Below are 17,033 nucleotides of genomic sequence, written 5' to 3' on the forward strand. Positions count from 1 at the left end.
GCGACGCTCCTTATTTACGGCCTTTACGCTGCTGCTTTTTAGGTTGAGCAGCCGGTTTTTCCGGTTGTTCAACAGCAGCCATACCACCCAGGATCTCACCTTTGAAGATCCATACCTTAACGCCGATTACACCGTAAGTGGTGTGCGCTTCAGAGGTGTTGTAGTCGATGTCAGCACGCAGAGTGTGCAGCGGTACGCGACCTTCGCGGTACCATTCGGTACGTGCGATTTCCGCGCCGCCCAGACGGCCGCTAACTTCAACTTTGATACCTTTAGCGCCCAGACGCATTGCGTTCTGTACAGCACGCTTCATAGCACGACGGAACATAACACGACGTTCCAGCTGAGAAGTGATGCTGTCAGCAACCAATTTAGCGTCCAGTTCAGGCTTACGAACTTCAGCGATATTGATCTGTGCAGGAACGCCAGCGATATCCGCTACGACCTTGCGCAGTTTTTCTACGTCTTCGCCTTTCTTACCGATAACGATGCCAGGGCGAGCAGTGTGAATAGTCACACGGATGCTCTTAGCTGGACGCTCGATAACGATACGAGATACAGACGCTTTAGCCAGTTCCTTAGTCAGGTACTGACGTACTTTAAAATCGCTGTCCAGGTTGTCAGCGAATTCTTTGGTGTTCGCAAACCAGGTAGAGTTCCATGGTTTTACAATACCCAGGCGAATACCATTAGGATGTACTTTCTGACCCATTGCTAGTCTCCAGAGTCTCAGCGATCGGACACAACCACAGTAATGTGGCTGGTGCGCTTCAGGATGCGATCTGCACGACCTTTCGCACGCGGCATAATGCGCTTCATGCTTGGGCCTTCATCTACGAAAATTTTCGCGACTTTCAGATCGTCGATGTCAGCGCCATCGTTGTGTTCAGCGTTAGCAATGGCAGATTCCAGTACTTTCTTGACCAATACCGCAGCTTTCTTGTTGGTATAGGTCAGGATGTCCAGGGCCTGCGACACTTTCTTACCGCGAATCAGGTCAGCAACAAGGCGAACCTTCTGTGCAGAAGAACGAGCATGGCGATGTTGAGCTAAAGTTTCCATCTCTTCCTCCTACCTTATTTCTTCTTCGCTTTTTTATCAGCAGCGTGGCCGCGATAAGTACGAGTCGGTGCGAATTCACCCAGTTTGTGACCAACCATTTCGTCGGTAACAAAGACTGGAACGTGCTGACGACCATTATGGACAGCGATGGTCAAACCGATCATGTTAGGAAAGATCGTTGAACGACGGGACCAAGTGCGCAGGGGCTTCTTGTCTCCGCTTTCCACCGCTTTCTCTACCTTCTTCAGCAAGTGCAGGTCAATAAAAGGACCTTTCTTGAGAGAACGTGGCATGGCTTATCCTCTAAAATTATTTGCTACGGCGACGTACGATAAATTTATCAGTACGCTTGTTGCTGCGGGTCTTCTTACCTTTGGTCTGAACGCCCCACGGAGTTACCGGGTGCTTACCAAAGTTACGACCTTCACCACCACCATGTGGGTGGTCGACTGGGTTCATCGCAGTACCGCGAACGGTAGGACGAACACCACGCCAGCGTGCAGCACCAGCTTTACCCAGAACGCGCAGCATATGCTCAGCATTGCCAACTTCGCCCAGAGTAGCGCGGCAGTCTGCTTCGACTTTACGCATTTCACCAGAACGCAGACGCAGGGTGACATAAGCACCGTCACGCGCAACGATCTGAACGTAAGTACCCGCGGAACGCGCCAGCTGACCGCCTTTACCTGGTTTCATTTCTACGTTATGAACGGTAGAACCAACCGGGATATTGCGCATCGGCAGGGTGTTGCCTGCTTTGATTGCAGCATCAACGCCAGACTGAATCTGGTCGCCAGCTTTCAGGCCTTTAGGGGCCAGGATGTAACGGCGTTCGCCATCTTTGTACAGAACCAGCGCGATGTTCGCGGAACGGTTCGGATCGTACTCAAGACGCTCAACAACTGCTGGGATACCGTCTTTGTTGCGTTTGAAGTCAACAATACGATAAGCCTGCTTGTGGCCACCACCGATGTGACGAGTGGTGATACGGCCATTGTTGTTACGACCACCGGATTTGCTGTTTTTTTCCAGCAACGGAGCAAAAGGTTTGCCCTTGTGCAGCTCAGGGTTAACCACTTTAACTACGTGGCGACGACCCGGAGATGTCGGTTTACATTTAACAACTGCCATTGTATTACTCCTCCGACTTACTCAGCGCCGCCAACGAAGTCCAGGTTCTGGCCTTCTTTCAGGGTGACGTAAGCTTTTTTCCAGTCGCTACGACGACCGATACGCTGTCCGTGACGTTTAACTTTCCCTTTAACTACCAGGGTGTTAACGACTTCGACTTCGACTTCAAACAGTTTCTGCACAGCAGCTTTGATCTCTGCTTTGGTCGCGTCTTTAGCAACTTTGAGAACGATGGTGTTTGTTTTTTCCATCGCAGTAGACGCTTTTTCAGAAACGTGCGGTGCGCGCAGCACCTTCAGCAGACGTTCTTCACGAATCATGCCAGCATCTCCTCAACTTGCTTAACAGCATCAGCAGTCATTACGACTTTGTCGAAGGCGATCAGGCTAACCGGGTCGATACCAGTCGCATCGCGTACGTCAACCTTGTGCAGGTTACGCGCGGCCAGGAACAGGTTCTCGTCCAGCTCACCGGTGATGATCAGCACATCTTCCAGAGCCATGTCTTTCAGTTTCTGTGCCAGCAGCTTAGTTTTAGGCGCTTCAACAGAGAACTTCTCGACAACGATCAGACGATCCTGACGTACCAGTTCGGACAGAATGCTTTTCAGCGCGCCGCGGTACATCTTTTTGTTAACTTTTTGACTGTGGTCCTGTGGACGCGCAGCGAAGGTCACGCCACCTGAACGCCAGATCGGGCTCTTGATAGAACCTGAACGCGCACGGCCGGTACCTTTCTGGCGCCATGGCTTTTTGCCTGAACCAGTTACTTCAGCACGAGTCTTCTGAGCACGAGTACCCTGACGAGCACCAGCTGCATAAGCAACAACAACCTGGTGAACCAGCGCTTCGTTGAAATCACGACCGAAGGTAGTTTCGGAAACAGTCAGCGCGCTCTGCGCGTCTTTCAATACTAATTCCATTGCTATCCCCTTACGCCTTCACAGCTGGTTTAACGATCAGGTCGCTACCGGTTGCACCCGGGACCGCACCTTTAACCAGCAGCAGGTTGCGCTCAGCGTCAACACGTACTACGTCCAGGCTCTGAACGGTTACACGTTCGTTGCCCAGCTGACCTGCCATTTTCTTGCCTTTGAACACTTTGCCCGGAGTCTGGTTCTGACCGATAGAACCCGGAACGCGGTGAGACAAGGAGTTACCGTGAGTAGCGTCCTGGGTACGGAAGTTCCAGCGCTTAACGGTACCAGCAAAACCTTTACCTTTAGAGGTACCGGTTACGTCAACTTTTTTAACGTCAGCAAACAGCTCAACGCTAATGTCCTGACCTACGGTGAACTCTTCGCCTTCAGCAAGACGGAATTCCCACAGACCACGGCCAGCTTCAACGCCAGCTTTAGCGAAGTGACCCGCTTCTGGTTTGGTTACACGGTTAGCTTTTTTAGCACCAGTGGTAACCTGAATAGCGCGGTAGCCATCGTTAGCCAGATCTTTAACCTGAGTAACGCGGTTTGCTTCAACTTCGATTACGGTTACTGGGATAGAAACGCCATCTTCAGTGAAGATGCGGGTCATACCCACTTTTTTACCGACTAAACCAATCATTGTTTCAACCTCTCAATCGCTCGATGACCTGATTAACCCAGGCTGATCTGCACGTCTACACCGGCAGCCAGATCCAGACGCATCAGAGCATCAACGGTTTTCTCAGTTGGCTCAACGATGTCAACCAGACGCTTGTGAGTGCGGATTTCGTACTGATCACGCGCATCTTTGTTAACGTGCGGAGAGATCAGAACGGTAAAGCGCTCTTTGCGGGTCGGCAGCGGGATCGGACCACGGACTTGCGCACCAGTGCGCTTAGCAGTCTCGACGATTTCCGCGGTTGATTGATCGATCAGACGATGATCAAACGCTTTAAGGCGGATACGGATTCTTTGGTTCTGCATGAGACCAGAGCTCCAATTATTTTATAAACGAAAATGATTACTCCTCAAACCCATTACGATTGATGGGAGAGTGTAACCGTTCTTACGTAGCTCCCCAATTGGGAGCATTGTTGAGTAACAAAGTGAGCTACTCTGGTTCAGATTGAACCCGCCGTCAATTACGACAAGCCCGCGCATTATACGTAAATCAGAGAAAGACGCAAGTGCCGTTTAGAAATTAAGCGCCAAAGACGTACTATACGTAAGGCCGCGCAATTTTTTATGCAAAGTATCCCTTCTCTACTCTTTGTCTGAAGCCGCTACGCAATTGCTGTTTTTACACATTGCCGGGCATGCAGATTATTACGAGTATGCGCTCAAACCATTTTGAGGCTCTCGCTATGCTACTGTCCCTCCCCTTTCTGCTGATCTATTTTGCGTTATCGGCCTTGCTTGTTCGCACCGATATTCGCACGGGGCTTCTTCCCGATAAATTTCTTTGCCCGCTGCTATGGACGGGCCTGCTCTACCAGCTTTGTCTCCATCCTGATTTTTTGCCGAGCGCGGTAGTGGGTGCGATGACAGGATATGCCGGATTCGCCATTATCTATTGGGGATACCGGCTCATCTGCCGACGTGAAGGGATGGGATATGGCGACATAAAATATCTGGCGGCGCTGGGGGCATGGCATGGCTGGTGTGTACTACCAATACTGGCATTAGTGGCCGCGTTAATGGCTCTGCTGTATCTGGTTGCTTTCTCGTTGTTTACCCCTGATAAGCAGGCATTAAAAAACCCACTGCCTTTTGGGCCATTTCTGGCGGCAGCGGGTTTATGCGTTGGCTGGGAAAGCCTGATTAACTTTCCACTTTGATCTGAGACTGAAGGTAGTTCTGTAGGCCAATTTTGCTAATGAGATCTAGTTCGGTCTCAAGCCAGTCGATGTGCCCTTCTTCATCGGCCAGGATCTGGATCATCATATCGCGGCTGACGTAGTCATGTACGCTGTCCGCATAGGCAATGGCTTCACGCAGATCTTTTGCACCCTCCAGCTCCAGCCGGAGATCAGAACGCAGCATCTCTTCGACATCTTCTCCGATGCCCAGTTTTCCGAGATCCTGTAGGTTAGGAATGCCTTCGAGGAATAAAATACGCTCAATGTATTTATCGGCGTGTTTCATTTCATCAATGGACTCATGGTATTCAACATCGTTGAGGCGAGTCAGTCCCCAGTTTTTAAACATTCTTGCATGGAGAAAATACTGATTGATTGCGACAAGCTCATTTCCCAATAATTTATTGAGATAACTTATGATTTTAACATCACCTTTCATTATATAGTCCCTCCGCTTCCACTCATTGAAGCGTAGATCGGGCTACGGGGATGTCAAAAAAAAGATAGAGGCTTACGCGATCTCTTTGAATTCCGGGATCTGCATCAGTTCGTCCTGCATGATCTCACGCGCTGCGCGAACGCATTTACCGCATTGATTTCCCACCGGAACAAACTTGCGAAGCTGCTGGAAAGATTGTGGTTGAAACTGGCGAACGGCCTGACGAATTTTTTTGTCGCTTACACCATTACATAAACAAACGTACATAAAGACTCCCGTTCAAAATATGCGCAAAGTGTAAGTGAGAATGGTTATGATTACAATAGCGCGGGCGTCGGAATACGTGGCGGGAGAAAGCAAAAAATGCGAATTTTTATGACAATGCCCCAACGGCAGAAAACAAAAAAGGACGCCGGAGCGTCCTTTTTATTTCAGGGATAATTAATTAGCCCAGAACTTTAGCAACAACGCCCGCGCCAACGGTACGGCCGCCTTCACGGATTGCGAAACGCAGACCGTCGTCCATCGCGATTGGGTGGATCAGCGTCACAACCATCTTGATGTTGTCGCCTGGCATTACCATCTCTACGCCTTCTGGCAGTTCGATGGTACCGGTCACGTCAGTTGTACGGAAGTAGAACTGTGGACGGTAGCCTTTGAAGAACGGAGTATGACGGCCGCCTTCGTCTTTGGACAGAATGTACACTTCAGATTCGAACTTGGTGTGTGGCTTGATTGAGCCTGGCTTCGCCAGAACCTGACCACGTTCGATTTCTTCACGTTTGATACCACGCAGCAGAACACCAACGTTCTCACCAGCACGGCCTTCGTCCAGCAGTTTGCGGAACATTTCAACGCCAGTACAGGTAGACTTCGCAGTCTCTTTGATACCAACGATTTCAACTTCTTCACCAACTTTGATGATACCGCGCTCTACACGACCGGTAACAACGGTACCACGACCGGAGATGGAGAATACGTCTTCGATTGGCAGCAGGAATGGCTTGTCAATCGCACGCTCTGGTTCTGGGATGTAAGAATCCAGGTAGCCAGCCAGTTCGATGATTTTCTCTTCCCACTCTGCTTCGCCTTCCAGCGCTTTCAGCGCGGAACCACGAACGATTGGAGTGTCGTCGCCTGGGAAATCGTACTGAGACAGCAGTTCACGAACTTCCATCTCTACCAGTTCCAGCAGCTCTTCGTCATCAACCATGTCACATTTGTTCAGGAACACGATGATGAAAGGAACGCCTACCTGACGACCCAGCAGGATGTGCTCACGAGTCTGAGGCATAGGGCCGTCAGTCGCAGCAACAACCAGGATCGCGCCGTCCATCTGCGCAGCACCGGTGATCATGTTTTTAACATAGTCGGCGTGGCCTGGGCAGTCTACGTGTGCGTAGTGGCGAGTCGGGGTGTCATACTCAACGTGAGAGGTGTTGATGGTGATACCACGAGCTTTTTCTTCTGGTGCGTTATCGATCTGGTCGAAAGCACGAGCAGCACCGCCGTAGGTTTTAGCCAGTACGGTGGTGATTGCAGCAGTCAGGGTAGTTTTACCATGGTCAACGTGGCCGATAGTACCAACGTTGACGTGCGGTTTTGTACGTTCAAATTTTTCTTTAGACACGGCTATATTCCTTACTATAGTGCTCTCCCCTTCGGAGAGAGCACGGGACTTAGGTTTTAATCCTGTGGATTACTTACCACGGGCTTCGATAACGGCCTGAGCAACGTTGTTCGGCGCATCATCATACTTCAGGAATTCCATAGTGTATGATGCACGACCTTTGGTCAGAGAACGCAGCTGAGTTGCATATCCGAACATTTCAGACAGCGGAACTTCAGCGTGGATCTTAACGCCAGTTACTTCGGATTCCTGACCACGCAGCATACCGCGACGACGGCTCAAGTCACCGATAACGTCACCGGTGTTCTCTTCAGGAGTTTCTACTTCAACCTTCATGATCGGCTCAAGCAGAACTGGTTTTGCTTTCTTAAAGCCTTCTTTAAAGGCAATAGACGCAGCCAGTTTAAACGCCAGTTCAGAGGAGTCAACGTCGTGGTAAGAACCGAAGTGCAGACGAACACCCATGTCTACAACCGGGTAACCAGCCAGAGGACCAGCTTTCAGCTGCTCCTGGATGCCTTTATCAACGGCAGGGATGTATTCGCCAGGAATTACACCACCTTTGATGTCGTTGATGAACTCGTAACCTTTAGGGTTAGAGCCCGGCTCCAGTGGGTACATGTCGATCACAACGTGACCGTACTGACCGCGACCACCAGACTGCTTAGCGTGTTTACCTTCAACATCGGTAACTTTCGCGCGAATCGCTTCGCGGTAAGCAACCTGAGGTTTACCCACGTTCGCTTCAACGTTGAATTCACGCTTCATACGGTCAACGATGATGTCCAGGTGCAGTTCACCCATACCAGCGATGATGGTCTGGTTAGATTCTTCATCAGTCCATACGCGGAATGATGGGTCTTCTTTCGCCAGACGGCCCAGAGCCAGACCCATTTTTTCCTGGTCAGCTTTGGTTTTTGGTTCAACTGCGATGGAGATTACCGGCTCAGGGAATTCCATACGCTCCAGAATGATCGGGTGATCCGGGTCACACAGGGTGTCACCAGTGGTCACGTCTTTCAGACCGATAGCAGCAGCGATGTCGCCCGCACGAACTTCTTTGATCTCTTCACGTTTGTTAGCGTGCATCTGTACGATACGGCCAAAACGTTCACGCGCCGCTTTCACGGAGTTCAGGATGGTGTCACCGGAGTTAACCACACCAGAGTAAACGCGGAAGAAGGTCAGGTTACCCACGAATGGGTCGGTAGCAATTTTGAACGCCAGTGCAGAGAACGGCTCGTCATCACTTGCGTGACGCTCAGCCGGAGTATCTTTACCGTCGTCCAGGATGCCGTTGATCGCAGGAACGTCAACCGGGGATGGCAGGTAGTCAACTACCGCATCCAGCATCGCCTGAACACCTTTGTTCTTGAACGCAGAACCACAGGTTACCAGGATGATTTCGTTGTTCAGAACGCGCTGACGCAGAGCAGATTTGATCTCTTGCTCAGACAGTTCTTCACCACCCAGATATTTCTCCATCAGCTCTTCAGAAGCTTCTGCTGCGGATTCGATCAGGTTCTGGTGCCATTCGTCAGCCAGGTCCTGCATCTCTGCCGGGATATCTTCGTATTCGAAGGTAACGCCCGCATCTGCTTCGTTCCAGTTGATGGCTTTCATTTTCACCAGGTCGATAACGCCGGTGAAACCTTCTTCAGCACCAATTGCCAGCTGAAGCGGAACAGGGTTCGCGCCCAGACGGGTTTTGATCTGGCCAACAACTTTCAGGAAGTTAGCACCCATACGGTCCATTTTGTTAACGAACGCGATGCGTGGAACTTTATATTTGTTTGCCTGACGCCATACGGTTTCAGACTGTGGCTGAACACCACCAACTGCGCAATAAACCATTACCGCGCCGTCAAGAACACGCATGGAACGTTCTACTTCGATGGTGAAGTCAACGTGCCCTGGGGTGTCGATGATGTTTACGCGATGCGGTTCGTACTGCTTAGCCATACCTGACCAGAATGCAGTAGTCGCTGCGGAGGTGATAGTAATACCACGCTCCTGCTCCTGTTCCATCCAGTCCATGGTGGCTGCGCCGTCATGAACTTCACCGATTTTATGGTTTACACCGGTGTAGAACAGAATACGTTCGGTAGTAGTGGTTTTACCGGCGTCGATGTGCGCACTGATACCGATGTTACGGTAGCGTGCGATGGGTGTTGTACGAGCCATTTGATTCCTCGTTTATATCTTTAGGCGTTCAGTTAAGTTACCCAGAGCGGGCGGCTTCTCTGAAGCGCCCGCCTGGTGACTACGACTCCGAAGGGATTACCAACGGTAGTGTGCGAACGCCTTGTTGGCTTCTGCCATACGGTGAACGTCTTCACGTTTCTTAACTGCGGTACCTTTGTTTTCCGCAGCATCAGAAAGTTCGTTCGCCAGACGCAGAGCCATGGATTTATCACCGCGTTTACGAGCAGCTTCAACGATCCAACGCATTGCCAGAGCATTACGACGAACCGGACGAACTTCAACTGGAACCTGATAAGTAGAACCACCAACGCGGCGAGACTTAACTTCTACAGTCGGGCGCACGTTGTCGAGAGCGACTTCGAAGGCTTCCAGTTCATTTTTACCAGAACGCTGAGCCAGGGTCTCCAGCGCGCTGTATACGATTGCTTCTGCGGTAGATTTTTTACCATCTACCATCAGGATATTTACAAATTTTGCCAGCAGTTCTGATCCGAATTTCGGATCTGGAAGAATTTTACGCTGACCAATGACGCGACGACGTGGCATGGGATTACTCCGTTGTTAATTCAGGATTGTCCAAAACTCTACGAGTTTAGTTTGACATTAAGATAAATCAGTTTGGCCTTACTTAACGGAGAACCATTAAGCCTTAGGACGCTTCACGCCGTACTTGGAGCGAGCCTGCTTACGGTCTTTAACACCTGAGCAGTCCAGCGCACCACGAACGGTGTGGTAACGAACACCCGGAAGGTCTTTAACACGACCGCCACGGATCAGGATCACGGAGTGCTCCTGAAGGTTGTGACCTTCACCACCGATGTAGGAAGTCACTTCGAAACCGTTAGTCAAACGCACACGGCATACTTTACGCAGTGCGGAGTTTGGTTTTTTAGGAGTGGTGGTATATACACGAGTACATACGCCACGTTTCTGCGGGCAGGCTTCCAGCGCAGGCACGTTGCTTTTTGCAACTTTGCGTGCACGTGGTTTGCGTACCAGCTGGTTAACTGTTGCCATTAAATAGCTCCTGGTTTTAGCTTTTGCTTCGTAAACACGTAATAAAACGACCTCATACAATATGAGGACGCGAAATTTTAGGGCTACGTCGAAAAGGTGTCAAGAAATATACAGCGATCTCAAATCACCAGTTCATTTGACTGGCGTGCGTCACAGTAAGATTGACGAAATCAGTATAGCCAACCACGTCAATTTTGGCTGAAATTTGACCAGAAAGACCCCGCGCATCCAGATCCTCTTTCAGCGCAGAGACTGTTATGGGGGCATTAGCGAGGATTTCAACAAAACGGCTGCCTTCAAGCGCCGCAAGCACGCCATCCTGAATCAGCAGCAGATCATCACCTTCGCGCAGCATGCTCAGTAACGTGTCGATATCGCATTGCCACGGTGAACGGCTCAGGGTATGGAGCATGACAGCCTCAGAAAGTCAGAACGGTATCGTAGTGAGAGAGTTGTTCGCGCAGCGCAGCAGATGTCAGGATCGTCACGTCCAGCACGAACGGTGTTTTCTCGTTTAACCCACGCGCGGCCAGCGAGTCGGCGCACACATAGAAGGTTTCAATGTCATAGAGCGGCAGAACTTTGAAGGTCGCAATGTAGTCGCGCGCAAGAATGGCCTGCGGTTGTTGGCCTGCCAGAAGCTGGAATACGCCATCGCCTAAAAAGAAGACGCCGATATCTTCGGTTAAAGCCGATGTCGCGAGCAATGCATCCAGCCCTTCCCGGCCTGAAGCGCTGCCATGCGGCGCAGAAGTAAAAACAAACGCTACGCGCTTCATCAAAATTGCACCACTCTGTCGCAGGTCAACGCCGCCTGTGCCAGGGCACCTAGTCCGCTGAGCGAAAAGCCCGGTTGCAGGTTAGCCCCCGCCAGACCAAGGCGTTCGGCTTCGGTCGCATCCGTCACGCCGCGACGCAGTGCCGCCGCGACGCAGATATGCAGGTCAACGCCCTGCGTTTCGTTTAATTTTTGCCAGGCGCGCACGAGGTCAAACTCATCGCTCGCCGGAGACGTAAACTGGTTCGCGTTATATACGCCTTCGCGATAAAAGAAGACGCTTGCCAGTTCATGACCGGCATCAAGCAGCGCATGGGCAAACTGTAGCGCGCTGCTGGCCTGCTGGGTACCGTACGCCGGGCCCGTCACCATTAACGCAAAACGCATTACTTGTCTTGTCCCAGGAAGTCGCCGCTTTTGAACTGGCGAATATAGAGGTAAACCGTGTGTTTGGAGATATTCAGGCGATCGGCCACCTGGTTGATGGCATCTTTGATATCAAAAATCCCTTTCTCATAGAGGTTCAGGACGATCTGACGATTCTTGGCGTTGTTGGATACGTTGCGATCGGCATTCACCTCTTCAATGGTGAACTCCAGCGTCTGGGTCACGAGATCCTCAACCGAAGAAGCAAAGTTCACCGATGAGCCCACGTCCGGCGTTTCTGGCGGGATGAAGGTGCTCATGATTTGCGAGAATGGCACATCAAGGTTCATGTTGATGCACAGCAAACCGATTACCCGGTGTTCGCGATTTCGAATCGCGATCGTTTCTGATTTCATCAGCACGCCACTTTTGGCGCGGGTGAAATAGCATTTTGAGACGCTGCTGTCCGCGCCGGTCATGTCATGCAACATACGCAATGCAAGGTCGGTGATTGGCGAACCAATTTTACGGCCAGTGTGCTCACCATTCGCAATGCGGATAGCGGAACACTTAAGATCTTGCAGGGAATGCAATACGATTTCGCAGTGGGAACCAATGAGCATCGCTAACCCGTCCACTACCGCTTCGTAGGATTTCAGAATATCGAAGTCGGTCTGGTCAAATGGACGTTGATCCAGCAAATCAAGTTCACTGGTTTCGTTGGTTAAAAGCGACCTGGACATGAAAAAAACACTCCTTTTCAGGAGCCTGTCGTTAGGTTTTCAGGGCAGGCTCATTATCTACACGGACAACTAAATTAATACAGCGTGTATAACGCTTTCCAGTGTTAATTATATCTGCCCCACAATAAAAAAACCGCCGCCTGTAAAGGCGGCGGTTTTTTTCAGCATTACTTCTTAGCTGCTGCGGCTTTGTCGTCAGCCGGTGCGTCTGTTTTCGCATCCGCTTTCGGCGCCGGTTTGATGTCCAGCAGTTCTACATCAAATACCAGCGTGGAGTTAGCCGGGATACCCGGAACGCCGGTTTTGCCGTAAGCCAGATCCGGTGGGATGACCAGCTTGATTTTACCGCCTTTCTTGATGTTCTTCAGGCCTTCGGTCCAGCCCGGGATCACACCATCCAGACGGAAGGAGAGAGGCTCACCGCGGGTATAAGAGTTATCGAACTCTTTACCGTCGATCAGCGTACCTTTGTAGTTCACCACAACGGTGTCGCTGTCTTTAGGCGCGTCGCCGGTACCTTCTTTCTCAACTTTATAGATCAGGCCAGTAGAAGACGTTTTAACGCCTTTCTCTTTAGCGAACTTGTCGCGGTAGGCTTTGCCTTTCGCTTCGTTATCTTTAGCGTCTGCTTCCATCTTGGTCTGAGCGGCGCCTTTCACGCGCGCTTCAAACGCTTGCAGAGTCTGCTCGATTTCCTGGTCAGACAGTTTGCTCTTGTCTGCGAACGCATCCTGAACCCCTGCGATCAGCTGGTTTTTGTCCAGTTTGATGCCCAGTTTCTCTTGTTCTTTCAGAGAGTTTTCCATGTAACGACCCAGAGACGCGCCAAGTGCGTAGGCGGATTTCTGGTCGTCATTTTTGAATGCCGCTTTGCTGTCTGTAGTCGCAGCAGGCTTCGCAGCAGTATCAGCAGCGAAAGACAGCGGCGCATTGAGCGCTACAGCCATAGTGGTCGCCAGCAGCGTAACTTTAAACAGTGATTTCATCCATATCTCCAGGACCTGAGGTCTCTCACCCCAGTGTTAAACGTAAATGAGTGACGTACTATAAAACGTTGTGGAAGAAATCTACAGACAGACTCCCCCGAATGTCGCTTCTTTTCAGACTATTTTTGTTTAAATAAGTTTCTTGTCAGGGAGATGGATACTGTACTTAAGGAAAAAGTCAGCTAAACTTCGCCGCCGCTGGTCCATTATGGCGAATGAGAGATAAACGAGGTGAATGATGAAGGATACAACGATCGAAGCGAGACTGGCTGAGCTGGAAAGCCGCCTGGCTTTTCAGGACATCACCATCGAAGAACTGAACCAGACCGTGACGGCCCATGAGCTTGAAATGGCAAAACTGCGCGATCACATGCGCCTGCTGACGGAAAAGCTGAAGGCCACGCAGCCGTCAAACATTGCCTCTCAGTCAGAAGAGACACCACCACCTCATTATTGAGGCGTAAAAAAAGCGGGATTATCCCGCTTTTTTATTTTCCGGAGTACGGAATCAGTGGCAACCGCAGCCGCCGTTACCGCAACCACCTTTACCGTGGCCGTGGTCATGACCATGGTCGTGGCCGTGACCACCGCAGCAGCCGTCGTGGCCGTGATCGTGGTCATGATCGTGACCGTGCGCACCGTGAACGTGGCCATGAGCCAGCTCTTCTTCGGTCGCTTCACGGATCGCAACAACTTCTACGTTGAACTTCAGGTTCTGACCCGCCAGCATGTGGTTGCCGTCAACCACAACGTGGTCGTCTTCCACTTCAGTGATTTCAACCGGAACCGGACCCTGGTCAGTTTCCGCCAGGAAGCGCATGCCAACCTGCAACTCGTCGACGCCCATGAATACGTCTTTAGGAACGCGCTGAACCAGGTTGTCGTCATACTGACCGTAAGCGTCGTTCGCGCCTACAGCAACGTCGAATTTGTCGCCAACTTCATGGCCTTCCAGCGCCGTTTCCAGGCCGGAAATCAGGGAACCGTGACCATGCAGGTAGTCCAGCGGCGCACTCACCGGAGACTCATCAACCAACACACCGTCTTCTGTACGTACCTGATAGGCCAGGCTGACCACCAGGTCTTTTGCTACTTTCATGATATCTCCTGAGCGTGGGAAAATTGCTGGCGCAGATTGTAGCGGAAATCTGCACCCGTGTACCCTTAAGCTTAAAAAAACTCAGAGCATATCGCTAGTCTGGATGAAAAATGCCGATCACTTGCTCTTCTTTGCGAACGTGATCGCGGGCTTCTTTATCGGCCTCACGCATCTGGTGACCGCACTTAACACATTCAACGATATCGATATTATTTTCACGCCACATGGCCAGTGTATCTTGCGCCTGGCAGGATGGGCATTTTGCGCCCGCGATAAAGCGTTTACGTACAGCCATCTTTCGTTACCCTTTATTCAAATTCATCCCAGCCGTCGAGCTGGCGTCGTTCCTGTTGCATCTCACGCTGGAAGATCTCCTCCAGTTCGCGACGCGCTTCCCGCACGCGGGAGATCTGCGCCGTGTCGCTGTGCACGGGCATCAGTTCACGCAGCATTCGCATATCCAGCCGGCGGAAATGCATCTGGGCGCGTTGCGCCTGGTGAGGATGCATACCCAGCGAAACCAGCGCCTTGCGTCCCAGCTCCAGCGCGCTGGAGAAGGTTTCGCGGGAGAAGTGTTTCACACCCGCCTGCAAAAGTTCGTGAGCCTCCACACGTCCACGCGCACGCGCCAGAATATGCAGATGCGGGAAATGCTGCTGGCACAGCTCCACCAGCTTCATCGTGTCTTCCGGATCGTTGCAGGTGATGACGATGGACTCCGCAGCCTCTGCCCCCGCCGAGCGCAACAGCTCAAGCTGCGTCGCATCGCCGTAGTACACCTTATAACCATATTTGCGCATCAGGTTGACGGCGCTGATATCGCGCTCCAGCACCGTAATGCGCATTTTATTCGCCATCAACAGGCGACCAATCACCTGTCCGAAGCGACCAAAGCCCACGACGATCACCTGCGGTTTATCATCTTCCACCCACGGCGCTTCGTCTTCATCGTCTGCGGGATTCAGGCGGCGCGACAGCAGTTTGTCCACCAGCTTCATCAGCAGCGGGGTGGTCATCATCGACAGCGTAACCGTCACCAGCAGCAGCGCCATCTGGTCATCTTTGAACAGCTTCTGAGACGACGCCGTGGAAAACAGCACAAACGCAAATTCTCCACCCTGGCTTAACACGCTGGAAAACTGCATTCTTTCCGAGCTGCGCAGCCCGTAAATCCTCGCGAGGAGATACAGCACCAGCGTTTTGACCGCCACCAGCACGGCGACACTCGCAATAACCCACAGCAGATGGGTATAGAGCACGCCAAGATTAAGCGCCATACCCACCGAGATAAAGAACAGCCCTAGCAGCAGCCCCTTAAACGGATCGATGGCGGTCTCCAGCTCGTGGCGGTACTCGCTTTCCGCAAGCAGCACCCCGGCGATAAACGTCCCAAGCGCCATCGACAGCCCCAGCGCATCCATAAACAGCGCTGAGCCAAGCACCAGCAGCAGCGTTGCGGCGGTGAATACCTCGCGCACGCCGGATGCGGCAATAAACCGGAACACCGGACGCAGTAAAAACCGTCCGCCGATCAGCATCCCCGCGAAGGCCAGCACCTTCATGGATATCTTCATCCAGTCGAAATGATCGTCTCCGGATCCCGCCAGCAGCGGCACCAGCGCCAGCGCCGGGATCACCGCTAAATCCTGGAACAGCAGCACCGAAAAACCCAGTTGCCCCGCCTCGTTGCGGTTCATCCCTTTGTCGCGCATCAGCTGAAGCGCCATCGCCGTCGACGACATCGCAAGACCGATCCCACCAATCACCGCGGCCTGCCAGGAAAACTGTGTCAACATCAGCAGTCCCGCGAGAATGGCCGCGCTGAGCAACACCTGCGCCGCCCCGACGCCAAAAATAGATTGCCGCAGTTGCCACAGCTTGGCGGGGTTCAGCTCCAGCCCGATGATAAACATCAGGAAGACCACGCCCAGCTCGGAGAAGTGGAGAATTTCATCCACATCGCTGATAAACCCAAGCCCCCAGGGGCCAATGGCGATCCCCGCCAGCAAATAGCCCAGCACCGCGCCAATGCCGAGACGCGCGGCAAGCGGGACCGCGACGACGGCGGCAAACAGAAACAGCACCCCGGCAAGGAGTAAATTCGAACCGTCCATTAGCGTCCTCCCGCCGGAATCGGTGACGCCAGCCATTCGCCATAGGCCCTGGCATGGCTCGCCAGTGCTTTCGGATCCTGTCGCCGTGCCCAGTAGATAATAATCGGGCTCATCCAGTGCATACGGCACATCGCCGCCGTCAGCTCAAACGGCCGCAGAATGTCGCTCATGGGGTAACGGTTCAGCCCGTCGTGACGGTAAGCGCTTTCCGGCTCACCGGTGGTAATGACACTCCGCCAGTACTTTCCCGCCAGCTGGTTGCCCCCCACCCCGCTGGAGAAGCCCCGGCTCAGCACGCGGTCCAGCCACTCTTTGAGCAGCGCCGGACAGCTGTAGGTATAAAGCGGATGCTGGAACACAATCACGTCGTGCTGACGCAGCAGTTCCTGCTCGTAAGGAATATCGATAAAAAAATCAGGATAGTGCGCGTAGAGATCGTGCACCGTTACGTTACTGAGCTGTGTGGCCGGCTTAAGCAGCACCCGGTTCGCCACCGAGTCCTGTGATTCCGGATGGGCATACAGCAGCAGCACTTTCGCTGTCTGAGACATCACTCCCCTCCCGGTTCTGTTTTTGTGTATTGTTGTCGTTTTGGGCTACCATGGCGGCCCGGTGGGGAAAATGGCCCACACCTTACATTATCATAATGACAAATTAACATAGTCGGAACATACGGCGCTTC

General features: G+C 52.1%; 25 protein-coding genes. 2 read left to right on the forward strand and 23 right to left on the reverse strand.

Features of this window, described 5'->3' with window-relative positions; translation table 11 throughout:
- Positions 1 to 10: 10 nt before the first annotated feature.
- The 8 genes from rpsC to rpsJ are packed head-to-tail and all read right to left on the reverse strand — an operon-like array spanning position 11 to position 4,099.
- Positions 11 to 712 carry a 30S ribosomal protein S3 gene (rpsC, locus tag ACOTY5_RS19480; RefSeq protein ID WP_000529945.1) on the reverse strand — a complete coding sequence of 234 codons (702 nt, stop codon included), beginning with the start codon at positions 710 to 712 and terminating at the stop codon, positions 11 to 13.
- Positions 713 to 729: 17 nt separating this feature from the next.
- Positions 730 to 1,062, reverse strand: a complete 333-nt coding sequence (gene rplV / locus ACOTY5_RS19485) for a 50S ribosomal protein L22 (protein ID WP_002919773.1) — start codon at positions 1,060 to 1,062, stop codon at positions 730 to 732.
- Between the two features lie 14 nt (positions 1,063 to 1,076).
- Positions 1,077 to 1,355: a 30S ribosomal protein S19 gene (gene rpsS, locus ACOTY5_RS19490; protein ID WP_001138117.1), complete on the reverse strand. Its 279-nt coding sequence runs from the start codon at positions 1,353 to 1,355 to the stop codon at positions 1,077 to 1,079.
- Positions 1,356 to 1,371: 16 nt separating this feature from the next.
- On the reverse strand, positions 1,372 to 2,193 hold the full coding sequence (gene rplB / locus ACOTY5_RS19495) for a 50S ribosomal protein L2 (protein WP_000301859.1): 822 nt from the start codon (positions 2,191 to 2,193) through the stop codon (positions 1,372 to 1,374).
- Positions 2,194 to 2,210: 17 nt separating this feature from the next.
- Positions 2,211 to 2,513 (reverse strand): 50S ribosomal protein L23, encoded by a 303-nt coding sequence (rplW, locus tag ACOTY5_RS19500; protein ID WP_000617546.1) that lies wholly within the window; start codon positions 2,511 to 2,513, stop codon positions 2,211 to 2,213.
- On the reverse strand, positions 2,510 to 3,115 hold the full coding sequence (gene rplD / locus ACOTY5_RS19505; RefSeq protein WP_000424395.1) for a 50S ribosomal protein L4: 606 nt from the start codon (positions 3,113 to 3,115) through the stop codon (positions 2,510 to 2,512). The genes rplW and rplD overlap by 4 nt, the downstream gene beginning before the upstream one ends.
- 10 nt (positions 3,116 to 3,125) lie before the next feature.
- The gene (rplC, locus tag ACOTY5_RS19510) at positions 3,126 to 3,755 is read right to left on the reverse strand and encodes a 50S ribosomal protein L3 (RefSeq protein WP_003863274.1); all 630 of its coding nucleotides are present in this window, start codon (positions 3,753 to 3,755) and stop codon (positions 3,126 to 3,128) included.
- 32 nt (positions 3,756 to 3,787) lie between these two features.
- Positions 3,788 to 4,099: a 30S ribosomal protein S10 gene (gene rpsJ / locus ACOTY5_RS19515; RefSeq protein ID WP_001181005.1), complete on the reverse strand. Its 312-nt coding sequence runs from the start codon at positions 4,097 to 4,099 to the stop codon at positions 3,788 to 3,790.
- A gap of 380 nt (positions 4,100 to 4,479) precedes the next feature.
- Here rpsJ and ACOTY5_RS19520 point away from each other — a divergent pair, with 380 nt between their 5' ends.
- A complete protein-coding gene (locus ACOTY5_RS19520) occupies positions 4,480 to 4,953 on the forward strand; it encodes a prepilin peptidase (protein WP_017383731.1) in 474 nt (157 codons plus the stop codon).
- Here ACOTY5_RS19520 and bfr read toward each other — a convergent pair.
- The 11 genes from bfr to fkpA all read right to left on the reverse strand — a co-directional run bounded on the left by bfr (position 4,937) and on the right by fkpA (position 13,138).
- Positions 4,937 to 5,413 carry a bacterioferritin gene (gene bfr, locus ACOTY5_RS19525; protein WP_003863270.1) on the reverse strand — a complete coding sequence of 159 codons (477 nt, stop codon included), beginning with the start codon at positions 5,411 to 5,413 and terminating at the stop codon, positions 4,937 to 4,939. The two genes, ACOTY5_RS19520 and bfr, sit on opposite strands and share 17 nt — an antisense overlap.
- 72 nt (positions 5,414 to 5,485) lie before the next feature.
- Complete coding sequence (gene bfd / locus ACOTY5_RS19530; protein WP_003863268.1) at positions 5,486 to 5,680, reverse strand: bacterioferritin-associated ferredoxin; 195 nt, start codon at positions 5,678 to 5,680, stop codon at positions 5,486 to 5,488.
- 178 nt (positions 5,681 to 5,858) lie between these two features.
- On the reverse strand, positions 5,859 to 7,043 hold the full coding sequence (tuf, locus tag ACOTY5_RS19535; RefSeq protein WP_017693880.1) for an elongation factor Tu: 1,185 nt from the start codon (positions 7,041 to 7,043) through the stop codon (positions 5,859 to 5,861).
- A gap of 69 nt (positions 7,044 to 7,112) precedes the next feature.
- Positions 7,113 to 9,227 carry an elongation factor G gene (fusA, locus tag ACOTY5_RS19540; protein WP_006812195.1) on the reverse strand — a complete coding sequence of 705 codons (2,115 nt, stop codon included), beginning with the start codon at positions 9,225 to 9,227 and terminating at the stop codon, positions 7,113 to 7,115.
- Between the two features lie 96 nt (positions 9,228 to 9,323).
- Positions 9,324 to 9,794 carry a 30S ribosomal protein S7 gene (rpsG, locus tag ACOTY5_RS19545; protein ID WP_003861706.1) on the reverse strand — a complete coding sequence of 157 codons (471 nt, stop codon included), beginning with the start codon at positions 9,792 to 9,794 and terminating at the stop codon, positions 9,324 to 9,326.
- 96 nt (positions 9,795 to 9,890) lie between these two features.
- Positions 9,891 to 10,265 (reverse strand): 30S ribosomal protein S12, encoded by a 375-nt coding sequence (gene rpsL, locus ACOTY5_RS19550; RefSeq protein WP_000246815.1) that lies wholly within the window; start codon positions 10,263 to 10,265, stop codon positions 9,891 to 9,893.
- A gap of 124 nt (positions 10,266 to 10,389) precedes the next feature.
- A complete protein-coding gene (tusB, locus tag ACOTY5_RS19555; protein WP_015571409.1) occupies positions 10,390 to 10,677 on the reverse strand; it encodes a sulfurtransferase complex subunit TusB in 288 nt (95 codons plus the stop codon).
- 7 nt (positions 10,678 to 10,684) lie between these two features.
- Entirely contained in the window at positions 10,685 to 11,044 is a 360-nt protein-coding gene (tusC, locus tag ACOTY5_RS19560; RefSeq protein WP_003861700.1) for a sulfurtransferase complex subunit TusC, read from the reverse strand.
- Positions 11,044 to 11,430, reverse strand: coding sequence for a sulfurtransferase complex subunit TusD (gene tusD / locus ACOTY5_RS19565; RefSeq protein ID WP_003861699.1), 387 nt, complete (start codon positions 11,428 to 11,430; stop codon positions 11,044 to 11,046). The genes tusC and tusD overlap by 1 nt, the downstream gene beginning before the upstream one ends.
- Positions 11,430 to 12,152: a helix-turn-helix transcriptional regulator gene (locus ACOTY5_RS19570; RefSeq protein ID WP_003861697.1), complete on the reverse strand. Its 723-nt coding sequence runs from the start codon at positions 12,150 to 12,152 to the stop codon at positions 11,430 to 11,432. The genes tusD and ACOTY5_RS19570 overlap by 1 nt, the downstream gene beginning before the upstream one ends.
- A gap of 167 nt (positions 12,153 to 12,319) precedes the next feature.
- A complete protein-coding gene (gene fkpA / locus ACOTY5_RS19575; RefSeq protein WP_003861695.1) occupies positions 12,320 to 13,138 on the reverse strand; it encodes an FKBP-type peptidyl-prolyl cis-trans isomerase in 819 nt (272 codons plus the stop codon).
- A gap of 238 nt (positions 13,139 to 13,376) precedes the next feature.
- On the opposite strand from fkpA, the gene ACOTY5_RS19580 reads away from it, so the two are divergent.
- Complete coding sequence (locus ACOTY5_RS19580; protein WP_003861693.1) at positions 13,377 to 13,595, forward strand: protein SlyX; 219 nt, start codon at positions 13,377 to 13,379, stop codon at positions 13,593 to 13,595.
- 51 nt (positions 13,596 to 13,646) lie between these two features.
- Here ACOTY5_RS19580 and slyD read toward each other — a convergent pair whose 3' ends face one another.
- The 4 genes from slyD to kefG form a co-directional block, all read right to left on the reverse strand.
- Positions 13,647 to 14,237, reverse strand: a complete 591-nt coding sequence (gene slyD, locus ACOTY5_RS19585; RefSeq protein WP_003861691.1) for a peptidylprolyl isomerase — start codon at positions 14,235 to 14,237, stop codon at positions 13,647 to 13,649.
- 94 nt (positions 14,238 to 14,331) lie between these two features.
- The gene (locus tag ACOTY5_RS19590; RefSeq protein ID WP_003861689.1) at positions 14,332 to 14,532 is read right to left on the reverse strand and encodes a YheV family putative zinc ribbon protein; all 201 of its coding nucleotides are present in this window, start codon (positions 14,530 to 14,532) and stop codon (positions 14,332 to 14,334) included.
- Between the two features lie 13 nt (positions 14,533 to 14,545).
- A complete protein-coding gene (gene kefB, locus ACOTY5_RS19595; RefSeq protein WP_032103994.1) occupies positions 14,546 to 16,351 on the reverse strand; it encodes a glutathione-regulated potassium-efflux system protein KefB in 1,806 nt (601 codons plus the stop codon).
- Positions 16,351 to 16,902 (reverse strand): glutathione-regulated potassium-efflux system ancillary protein KefG, encoded by a 552-nt coding sequence (gene kefG / locus ACOTY5_RS19600; RefSeq protein ID WP_003861686.1) that lies wholly within the window; start codon positions 16,900 to 16,902, stop codon positions 16,351 to 16,353. The genes kefB and kefG overlap by 1 nt, the downstream gene beginning before the upstream one ends.
- Positions 16,903 to 17,033 lie beyond the last annotated feature (131 nt).

The organism is Enterobacter cloacae complex sp. SHL018, assembly GCF_049237905.1.
In the GTDB taxonomy this organism is placed as follows: Bacteria; Pseudomonadota; Gammaproteobacteria; order Enterobacterales; family Enterobacteriaceae; genus Enterobacter; species Enterobacter hormaechei_C.

What these genes read in the sequence shown, in the direction of transcription:
- rpsC (WP_000529945.1), bottom strand. Translation starts at nt 712, where the DNA reads ATGGGTCAGAAAGTACATCCTAATGGTATTCGCCTGGGTATTGTAAAA.
- rplV (WP_002919773.1), bottom strand. Translation starts at nt 1,062, where the DNA reads ATGGAAACTTTAGCTCAACATCGCCATGCTCGTTCTTCTGCACAGAAG.
- rpsS (WP_001138117.1), bottom strand. Translation starts at nt 1,355, where the DNA reads ATGCCACGTTCTCTCAAGAAAGGTCCTTTTATTGACCTGCACTTGCTG.
- rplB (WP_000301859.1), bottom strand. Translation starts at nt 2,193, where the DNA reads ATGGCAGTTGTTAAATGTAAACCGACATCTCCGGGTCGTCGCCACGTA.
- rplW (WP_000617546.1), bottom strand. Translation starts at nt 2,513, where the DNA reads ATGATTCGTGAAGAACGTCTGCTGAAGGTGCTGCGCGCACCGCACGTT.
- rplD (WP_000424395.1), bottom strand. Translation starts at nt 3,115, where the DNA reads ATGGAATTAGTATTGAAAGACGCGCAGAGCGCGCTGACTGTTTCCGAA.
- rplC (WP_003863274.1), bottom strand. Translation starts at nt 3,755, where the DNA reads ATGATTGGTTTAGTCGGTAAAAAAGTGGGTATGACCCGCATCTTCACT.
- rpsJ (WP_001181005.1), bottom strand. Translation starts at nt 4,099, where the DNA reads ATGCAGAACCAAAGAATCCGTATCCGCCTTAAAGCGTTTGATCATCGT.
- ACOTY5_RS19520 (WP_017383731.1), top strand. Translation starts at nt 4,480, where the DNA reads ATGCTACTGTCCCTCCCCTTTCTGCTGATCTATTTTGCGTTATCGGCC.
- bfr (WP_003863270.1), bottom strand. Translation starts at nt 5,413, where the DNA reads ATGAAAGGTGATGTTAAAATCATAAGTTATCTCAATAAATTATTGGGA.
- bfd (WP_003863268.1), bottom strand. Translation starts at nt 5,680, where the DNA reads ATGTACGTTTGTTTATGTAATGGTGTAAGCGACAAAAAAATTCGTCAG.
- fusA (WP_006812195.1), bottom strand. Translation starts at nt 9,227, where the DNA reads ATGGCTCGTACAACACCCATCGCACGCTACCGTAACATCGGTATCAGT.
- rpsG (WP_003861706.1), bottom strand. Translation starts at nt 9,794, where the DNA reads ATGCCACGTCGTCGCGTCATTGGTCAGCGTAAAATTCTTCCAGATCCG.
- rpsL (WP_000246815.1), bottom strand. Translation starts at nt 10,265, where the DNA reads ATGGCAACAGTTAACCAGCTGGTACGCAAACCACGTGCACGCAAAGTT.
- tusB (WP_015571409.1), bottom strand. Translation starts at nt 10,677, where the DNA reads ATGCTCCATACCCTGAGCCGTTCACCGTGGCAATGCGATATCGACACG.
- tusC (WP_003861700.1), bottom strand. Translation starts at nt 11,044, where the DNA reads ATGAAGCGCGTAGCGTTTGTTTTTACTTCTGCGCCGCATGGCAGCGCT.
- tusD (WP_003861699.1), bottom strand. Translation starts at nt 11,430, where the DNA reads ATGCGTTTTGCGTTAATGGTGACGGGCCCGGCGTACGGTACCCAGCAG.
- ACOTY5_RS19570 (WP_003861697.1), bottom strand. Translation starts at nt 12,152, where the DNA reads ATGTCCAGGTCGCTTTTAACCAACGAAACCAGTGAACTTGATTTGCTG.
- fkpA (WP_003861695.1), bottom strand. Translation starts at nt 13,138, where the DNA reads ATGAAATCACTGTTTAAAGTTACGCTGCTGGCGACCACTATGGCTGTA.
- ACOTY5_RS19580 (WP_003861693.1), top strand. Translation starts at nt 13,377, where the DNA reads ATGAAGGATACAACGATCGAAGCGAGACTGGCTGAGCTGGAAAGCCGC.
- slyD (WP_003861691.1), bottom strand. Translation starts at nt 14,237, where the DNA reads ATGAAAGTAGCAAAAGACCTGGTGGTCAGCCTGGCCTATCAGGTACGT.
- ACOTY5_RS19590 (WP_003861689.1), bottom strand. Translation starts at nt 14,532, where the DNA reads ATGGCTGTACGTAAACGCTTTATCGCGGGCGCAAAATGCCCATCCTGC.
- kefB (WP_032103994.1), bottom strand. Translation starts at nt 16,351, where the DNA reads ATGGACGGTTCGAATTTACTCCTTGCCGGGGTGCTGTTTCTGTTTGCC.
- kefG (WP_003861686.1), bottom strand. Translation starts at nt 16,902, where the DNA reads ATGTCTCAGACAGCGAAAGTGCTGCTGCTGTATGCCCATCCGGAATCA.